The organism is Veillonellales bacterium (genome assembly GCA_039680175.1).
GTDB lineage: Bacteria > Bacillota > Negativicutes > JAAYSF01 > JAAYSF01 > JBDKTO01.
In genome coordinates this window covers 1-7,617 of record JBDKTO010000034.1, presented here as the reverse complement: position 1 = coordinate 7,617, position 7,617 = coordinate 1, and the positions used below count along the sequence as shown (strand labels likewise).

The 7,617-nt window shown below is 40.7% G+C and carries 8 protein-coding genes, 2 rRNA genes and 2 other annotated features; all 10 genes read left to right on the top strand.

The window, feature by feature from the left end:
* Positions 1-186, top strand: a 23S ribosomal RNA gene (locus ABFC84_05665); the annotation flags it as partial.
* A gap of 103 nt (positions 187-289) precedes the next feature.
* A 5S ribosomal RNA gene (rrf, locus tag ABFC84_05660) occupies positions 290-406 on the top strand.
* 164 nt (positions 407-570) lie between these two features.
* Complete coding sequence (locus tag ABFC84_05655) at positions 571-897, top strand: GRAM domain-containing protein (GenBank protein ID MEN6412240.1); 327 nt, start codon at positions 571-573, stop codon at positions 895-897.
* A gap of 106 nt (positions 898-1,003) precedes the next feature.
* A complete protein-coding gene (ytxC, locus tag ABFC84_05650) occupies positions 1,004-1,882 on the top strand; it encodes a putative sporulation protein YtxC (protein MEN6412239.1) in 879 nt (292 codons plus the stop codon).
* 70 nt (positions 1,883-1,952) lie between these two features.
* Positions 1,953-2,176, top strand: a binding site (T-box leader).
* Positions 2,177-2,218: 42 nt separating this feature from the next.
* Positions 2,219-4,129: a threonine--tRNA ligase gene (gene thrS / locus ABFC84_05645; GenBank protein MEN6412238.1), complete on the top strand. Its 1,911-nt coding sequence runs from the start codon at positions 2,219-2,221 to the stop codon at positions 4,127-4,129.
* Positions 4,130-4,187: 58 nt separating this feature from the next.
* Positions 4,188-4,319, top strand: a sequence feature (ribosomal protein L20 leader region).
* 24 nt (positions 4,320-4,343) lie between these two features.
* On the top strand, positions 4,344-4,862 hold the full coding sequence (infC, locus tag ABFC84_05640) for a translation initiation factor IF-3 (protein ID MEN6412237.1): 519 nt from the start codon (positions 4,344-4,346) through the stop codon (positions 4,860-4,862).
* A 16-nt stretch (positions 4,863-4,878) separates the two neighbouring features.
* On the top strand, positions 4,879-5,076 hold the full coding sequence (gene rpmI / locus ABFC84_05635; protein MEN6412236.1) for a 50S ribosomal protein L35: 198 nt from the start codon (positions 4,879-4,881) through the stop codon (positions 5,074-5,076).
* 34 nt (positions 5,077-5,110) lie between these two features.
* On the top strand, positions 5,111-5,467 hold the full coding sequence (gene rplT / locus ABFC84_05630) for a 50S ribosomal protein L20 (protein MEN6412235.1): 357 nt from the start codon (positions 5,111-5,113) through the stop codon (positions 5,465-5,467).
* Positions 5,468-5,664: 197 nt separating this feature from the next.
* Positions 5,665-6,516 carry a class II fructose-bisphosphate aldolase gene (locus tag ABFC84_05625; protein ID MEN6412234.1) on the top strand — a complete coding sequence of 284 codons (852 nt, stop codon included), beginning with the start codon at positions 5,665-5,667 and terminating at the stop codon, positions 6,514-6,516.
* Positions 6,517-6,664: 148 nt separating this feature from the next.
* Positions 6,665-7,489: an RNA methyltransferase gene (locus ABFC84_05620; protein ID MEN6412233.1), complete on the top strand. Its 825-nt coding sequence runs from the start codon at positions 6,665-6,667 to the stop codon at positions 7,487-7,489.
* Positions 7,490-7,617: the final 128 nt, after the last annotated feature.

Below are 7,617 nucleotides of genomic sequence, written 5' to 3'. Positions count from 1 at the left end.
GCTGGGTAGCTACGTCCGGAAAGGATAAACGCTGAAAGCATCTAAGCGTGAAACCAGCCTTAAGATGAGGTCTCTCATAGAGTAATCTAGTAAGGCCCCTTGTAGAACACAAGGTTGATAGGCCAGATGTGTAAGTCCAGTAATGGATGCAGCTGACTGGTACTAATAGGCCGATGGCTTGACTTAAAAAAATAGTTAGCAACTTCGTTGCTAATAACTAAAATGCGAACACTTTCTTCTGTGAAGTTTTCAGGGAATATACCTTCGGGATGTTCACCTGAACAAAATATCCAGTGGCGATAGCTATGGGGTTCCACCTGTTCCCATACCGAACACAGTAGTTAAGCCCATATACGTCGAAAGTACTTGGTTGGAAACGGCCTGGGAGGATAGATAGTTGCCAGTTAAGAGGGCACTCACAATGTGAGTGCTTTTTTGCTATGAGCGATGAGCTATTTAAATTGATCCAGCCTTTGGCCTGCAGGAGTATAAAATAACAGAGATGGTAGGAAAATTAAGTTATGCTGTCGAATAGCATAACTTAATTTATTTTATGGTAGGAGAGATAACGTGTATAGTTTTCCTTTGGAAGAACAGGAACGAATTTTAAAAAAAGGTCTTGCTAATGCCTATTGCGATAAAGAGGCTTATCACGGAGCCCTTTATTTAACAAATGATCGATTGGTTTTTGTTGGCTATATACTGGATATCAGTCGGAAATTTCTTCAAGAAATACCGTTGACCCATATTAGAGAAATTAATCCGGCAAAGACCTTTGGAATTATTCCTAATGTGATTAAAGTTGTTACCATTAAAGGATTCCATATCAAGTTTATTCTAAGCAGCCGTGATGAATGGCTGAAAGCAATAAAAGAGCAAATAATTAGAATTGGTTAATTTAGTAATTTGATGAGTAGGATAAAAGCAGCCTGTTGTTGGGCTGCTTTTATTTTGTATGCAAATAAATCTTGGTACATATAATAGATAAGAAGGAAGTGATAATGTGAAACTGCTTTCTGTTGGCTTGACAGGAACAACAGATGATATACGGGCAAGATTGCAGCAAGATTGCATCAGTCTTAAACAAGAAGGATTTCGGGTTGCAATTGATGAGATAAATAAAGGAAACTATACATTTTTGGGCTGTAATGTAATTGAGGGCGAGCTGTCTTTTCGTAATTATGAGCGAATTAAAAATCTTTTAAAGACATATGTTGCAAAAATTTTGGCGGAATTAATCATATTAAGGGAAGAAAAAAAAATCGTAAAGAAAATTATTGAACATAATTATTATTATTTTAGTGCAGATGAACAAAATATAGTATACGATAATACCCTTAAAAATTTAAATAGCAATAATGAAGTATTTAGTGATTTTGGTCGTACAACACGACATAATACTATTTTAACAAAAATAGTAGATTATCTGGATAACCATCATGAATTAGTTTTGGATGGATTTATTAATTTTAGGTTGAAAGAATATCGAGAACGATTGGTGGAAATAGTTGACAGTGCGGTAGATGATTTGATGATGGATTTGGAATATAAGGAATTTATCAGGGTATTGCGGTATTTTGTTGATATTCAAGAGCCGCAAGTGGAAGAGGTTCATGTACTGCTCAACGATAACGGAAATTTCAGGATACTGGATATAGAAGGGAAAGCGATTAACAATCAGCAATTTGTCGATTTTCTTAATGAAAGTGAAATTAATCCTGAGGATTTACTGATTACTGCATTAATCACGATTTCACCGTATAATATCATGATTCATAGTACGAATCCTTCAGCCGCGCAAAATGTAATCGAAACGATTAAGAGTATTTTTGAAGGCCGGGTAGCTGTGTGCGAGGGATGCCCTATATGTCGGAAAAAATAATTTTTGTAAATTTGTTGTCATGATTGACAATCGTTAGGATAAAATATATAATTACTGTCAAATCATACTTTTAAAAGTGATGCAGAGGACATGATAATAATGTAAGCGGCGTTTTAGAGAGAAGATGCCATCGGCTGAAAGCATTTTTACGTACACCATTATGATTACCACCTCTAAACTGTTAAGCTGAACCAATAGTAAGCTTAGCCGGGATGATTTCCGTTATTTGGGATTAAGATGGGCTATTATTGGTCAATCAGGGTGGAACCGCGGGTAAAAACTCTCGTCCCTATGGGATGAGAGTTTTATTTTTTTTAATGTGAAAGGGGAAGTTGTATGAACACAGTGAATGTTGAATTAAAGGACGGTTCTTTGCGGGCGGTAGAGCAGGGAACCACATTGTTACAGGTAGCGGAGTCCATTAGTCGTAGTTTAGCGAAAAGTGTTCTGGCGGCAAAGGTTGATGGACGGGTGGTGGATTTGCAGTATCCGCTGCAAAAAAATGCCAGGGTTGAATTTGTCACTTTTGAAGATAAGGAAGGTAAAGACGCTCTTCGCCATAGCGCATCCCATATTTTGGCGCAGGCAGTCAAACGTTTATATGGCGATGTAAAGTTAGCGATTGGACCGGCTATTGCGAATGGCTTCTATTATGATTTTGATATTTCTACTGCGTTTAGTCCGGAAGATTTAGATAAGATACAAATTGAAATGGGAAAAATAGTGAAGGAAAATCTGCCGATTGAACGTTTCGAAGTAAGCCGTGAGGAAGCTGTTCGCCTATTTGAAGAAAAAGGTGAAATATACAAATTAGAACTGATTTATGATTTACCGGAAGATGCTGCGATATCTCTATACAAGCAAGGCGAGTTTGTTGATTTATGCGCAGGGCCCCACGTACCATCCACTGGAAAAGTTAAGGCAATAAAATTGCAGAGCATCGCCGGAGCTTATTGGCGGGGTGATGAGAAACGTAAAATGCTGCAGCGTATTTACGGTACAGCTTTTGAGAAAAAGGCAGATTTGGCTGCCTACCTGACGATGCTGGAAGAAGCTGCAAAGCGTGACCATCGTAAATTAGGCCGTGAACTGGATTTATTTAGTATCCAGGAGGAAGGACCAGGGTTTCCCTTTTTTCATCCTAAAGGAATGGTAATTCGTAATGAATTAGAAAGTTTTTGGCGCAAACTGCATGTGAAATACGGATATCAGGAAATTAAGACACCAATTATTTTGCACCAACGGCTCTGGCAGCAATCCGGACACTGGGATCATTATCGTGAAAATATGTATTTTACTAATATCGACGGTGAGGGTTATGCGATAAAACCGATGAACTGTCCGGGAGGAATATTGGTTTATCGCACTCAGCATCACAGTTATCGCGATCTTCCGCTGCGTACAGCTGAATTGGGACTGGTTCATCGTCACGAACTTTCCGGAGCATTGCATGGGTTAATGCGGGTTCGTAGTTTTACCCAGGATGATGCGCATATTTTTATGCTTCCGTCTCAGATTAAGAGTGAAATTCAAGGGGTTATCGATTTATTTAATGAGATATACAGTACCTTTGGTTTGTCTTATCATGCTGAGCTTAGCACGAAACCCGAGGATGCTATGGGCTCGGATGAAGTGTGGGAGACAGCGACGAATGCGTTGAAAGAGGCATTAAACGATCGGGGTATGCCATACAAAATTAACGAAGGCGACGGCGCTTTCTATGGTCCGAAGATTGACTTTCATTTGCAGGATTCAATCGGGCGGACGTGGCAGTGTGGAACCATTCAATTGGATATGCTGATGCCGGAAAAATTTGATATTACTTATATCGGCGAGGATGGGCAGAAGCATCGTCCAGTCATGATTCATCGGGTCGCTTATGGAAGTCTGGAACGTTTTATCGGTATTCTTATTGAGCACTATGCGGGAGCGTTTCCCGCTTGGCTGGCGCCGGTCCAGGTTAAAATTCTTACTATTACGGATCGTCAGGTCGATTATGCCAATAAATTAGCAGCTGCCATGCGGGAGCAGGATATTCGCGTGGAAGTTGATGATCGTAATGAAAAAATCGGCTATAAAATTCGTCAGGGGCAACTGGAGAAAATTCCCTACATTCTGGTTATTGGCGACAAAGAGGCTGAAAACAAGAATATCGCAGTACGTAAACGGGGAGCAGGCGATATTGGTGCCCAGCCAATTGATAAATTTATTGCCAATTTGCTAAGCGAGATTAAGGAAAAGAAATAGTGACTTGACATTGTCTTATTCAGATGCTAAACTAGCTAAGTGAGTAATGCGTAAATACATACTCAAGTAGAAGCCATCCGCTTCTCACCTTACAACGCTTTGGCAGTTCGTAAGGTAAAATCAGCAATCTTTTTATTGTGTTGCTATTGGTGCGGGTGGCGATTTATGCCACTCGTTTTTTATTTTATTATAATTTTTTAGGAGGTGAGTCGCAATTAGCAAAGAAAGTTTAAAGGTTAACGAGGAAATTCGCGCCAGAGAGGTTCGGGTAACAAGCAGTACGGGTGAGCAATTAGGTATTATGGCGACCCGTGATGCAATGCGGCTGGCAGGTGAACAGCAGTTGGATCTGGTGGAAGTTGCACCAACAGCAAAACCGCCTGTCTGCCGCATTATGGACTATGGCAAGTTCAGATACGAGCAGCAGAAACGCGACAAAGAGACAAAGAAAAAGCAGAAAATTGTCACGGTTAAGGAAGTAAAACTTCGTCCTAATATTGAGGATCATGATTTTAGTGTTAAGAAGAAAAATGCTGAGCGGTTCTTACAAGATGGAGATAAAGTAAAAGTTACTATTATGTTTCGTGGACGGGAACTTTCCCATCCGGAATTGGGTAGGCAGCTTTTGATTAAAATGGCCGCTGAGTTGAAAGAAATTGCCACAGTCGAGCGTGACCCTAAGCTTGAAGGAAAGAATATGATAATGATTTTATCCGCTAAGCCACATAATTAAGAAGGGGGACCCTAAAATGCCGAAAATTAAAACACGTAGAAGCGCCGCCAAGCGGTTTAAAGTAACTGGCACTGGCGAGTTTAAGCGCTCTAAGGCTTTCAAAAGCCATATCCTTGAAAAGAAATCTCCTGCTCGTAAACGCAATCTGCGTAAAGCTGGGTTGATTAGCAAATCAGATTATGATCGCGTTTCCAAAATGCTTCCATACGCATAAAATTTAAACATATATTGAATAGGGGGTATTGCACATGCCAAGAGTTAAAAAAGGCGTGACTGCACATAAACGTCATAAAAAGATTCTAAAGCTGGCTAAAGGCTATAGAGGGTCTAAGAGCAAGTTGTTTAAAAAAGCCAATGAAACAGTTATGAAAGCATTGTATTATGCTCGACGTGACCGGCGGTCGAAAAAAGGCGAATTCCGTAAACTGTGGATCGCCCGTATTAACGCTGCTGCCCGTATGAACGGTATTTCATACAGCCAATTAATCAACGGTTTGAAAAAAGCCGGTGTGGAAGTGAACCGCAAAATGCTTGCTGATTTAGCAGTTGCTGATATGGCTGCTTTCGGTAAGTTAGTTGCCGCTGCGAAAGAGCAACTTCAATAGTTTGTAAATCTCCGGATTAGAAAATCCGGAGATTTTTGTATAAATATAGGGAATATGGAAATAACTTTATATTAGTAATTGAATTAATGCAAAATTTCTAAAAATTTTGATAAGCCGCAGGTGTTTTCCTGCTTGCCAGCGAATAAAATATTATAATTTAACAGCTGCCTATTTTAAATATAGAGGAGGAGTTCAACTTGGCCCTGGTAACTATGCGGGAACTACTTCAGGATGCACGTAAACGGAAGTATGCTGTTGGTGGATTTAATGTTTTTAATTTTGAGACGCTTGGAGCCGTCGTAGAGGTTGCGGAAGAACTAAAAACTCCCCTGATACTGGGCATTCCGGAACGGTTATTTAAATTTGTTGATGTCGAGTTGCTAAGCGCCGCAATGATACGTGCCGCTCAAAAAACTTCAGTGCCTGTAGCTTTGCATTTAGATCACGGACACACTTATGAAGGGGTGATGAAGGCAATTCGCTGGGGATTTACCTCCGTCATGTATGATGGTTCGCCATTGGCGTTTGAAGAAAATTTAAAACGGACGAAAGAAATCACACGCATAGCCCATTCTCTTGATATTTCTGTCGAGGGTGAATTGGGCTATGTTGGTTATTACCAGGGTGTGAATGATATAAAAGAAGATAATATTGTCCCCACCACTGTCGCAGCTGATTTTGTCGATAGAACGAAAATTGATGCATTGGCAGTGGCTGTGGGGAATAATCACGGAACATATCGGGGGAATACGAAACTCAATTTTCCCCGGATTAATGAGTTGAATAGTACGATTAATGTTCCCTTGGTTATGCATGGCGGCTCCAAGCTTAGTAAGGAAGATTTTCGCAGTTCGATTCAGTCGGGAATTTCAAAAATCAATATTGCCACGGATATGTTTTTGGTTGCCGGTGAAAAATTAAGATCAGAAATTGCTAAAGAACCTGATATGGTTAACTATATCCATCTTATGGCAGCGGTTAAAAAAGGGGTCAAGGATTCTGTTCGAAAGTACATGCTGAATTTTAATTGCATTTCCAAAGCGATGTGAGAACAGCCTGAAAAGTACCTGCCTCGTGCTACAATAAGGTGGGTACTTTTTAGGTTGCTTCCGCTGGTCTGGACGTATAAGTCACATAGGATTATAATGAATGGATGAATACCTAAGGGAATTACGTTGGAAGGCTGGAGAGTGAACCGTGATTGAAAGAATACTAAGTCCGCAGAATCAGTATGTAAAGTTAGCAATGGGGTTAAAACAGAAGAAAAAGCGGGAGAGTACGGGTTTGTTTATCGCGGAAGGATTACGGCTGGCGGAAGAAGCTATCGCCTCAGGCTGGAGGATTCCGGTATGCCTGTTTACAAGGGAAGCCTATCTGCATGAACGAGGACGGCAAGTGATCGAACAGTTACAGGCAGATACAAGTTGCAAAGTGATGCAGGTGTCGGATTCAATTTACAGTAAGGTGACAGATACCGATCAGCCGCAAGGATTAATGGTACTGGTGGGGAAAAAACGGTATCAGTTTGACGACGTAATTTTGAATAAGCAAAATCCTTTGATTCTAGTACTTGACGGATTACAGGATCCGGGCAACGTGGGGACTATTATCCGTACGGCTGATGCGGCAGGCTGCAGTGGAGTATTGATGACTAAAGGCAGTGCCGATTTATTCTCAGGCAAGACGGTGAGGGCTGGTATGGGGTCCATCTTTCATTTACCGATTATCGAAGGTTTGGGTTGCGGTGAATTGGTAGCATTATTAAGTGAATATCATATTCCTTTAATGGCCACAGCGTTGACAGATTCTGAAATATACTTTTCCAGCGATTTAACTATGCCTGTCGCTGTTGTGTTTGGTAATGAGGGAAATGGCGTACAGAAAGAATTATTGCAGCGGGCTAAGGTTAAACTTCACATTCCCATTCTGGGTAAAGCGGAATCACTGAATGTGGCTGCCGCCGCATCGGTCATTTTATATGAAGCTGTAAGGCAGCGTTTATTGCAGCCTTGTGTTTCATAGATTCATATGCTATAATACGTCTAGTAAAGACCTGAAATTTCCAACAACATACAGGGAGGTCCGGTCTTATATGGTGACCGCAGAATTTTTTTGGAGAATGTTTGAAGCTACCGGTTCTGTAGTTGCAT

Excerpts from the sequence above, each read along its gene's own strand:
- thrS (MEN6412238.1), top strand. The coding sequence starts at position 2,219 with ATGAACACAGTGAATGTTGAATTAAAGGACGGTTCTTTGCGGGCGGTA.
- rpmI (MEN6412236.1), top strand. The coding sequence starts at position 4,879 with ATGCCGAAAATTAAAACACGTAGAAGCGCCGCCAAGCGGTTTAAAGTA.
- rplT (MEN6412235.1), top strand. The coding sequence starts at position 5,111 with ATGCCAAGAGTTAAAAAAGGCGTGACTGCACATAAACGTCATAAAAAG.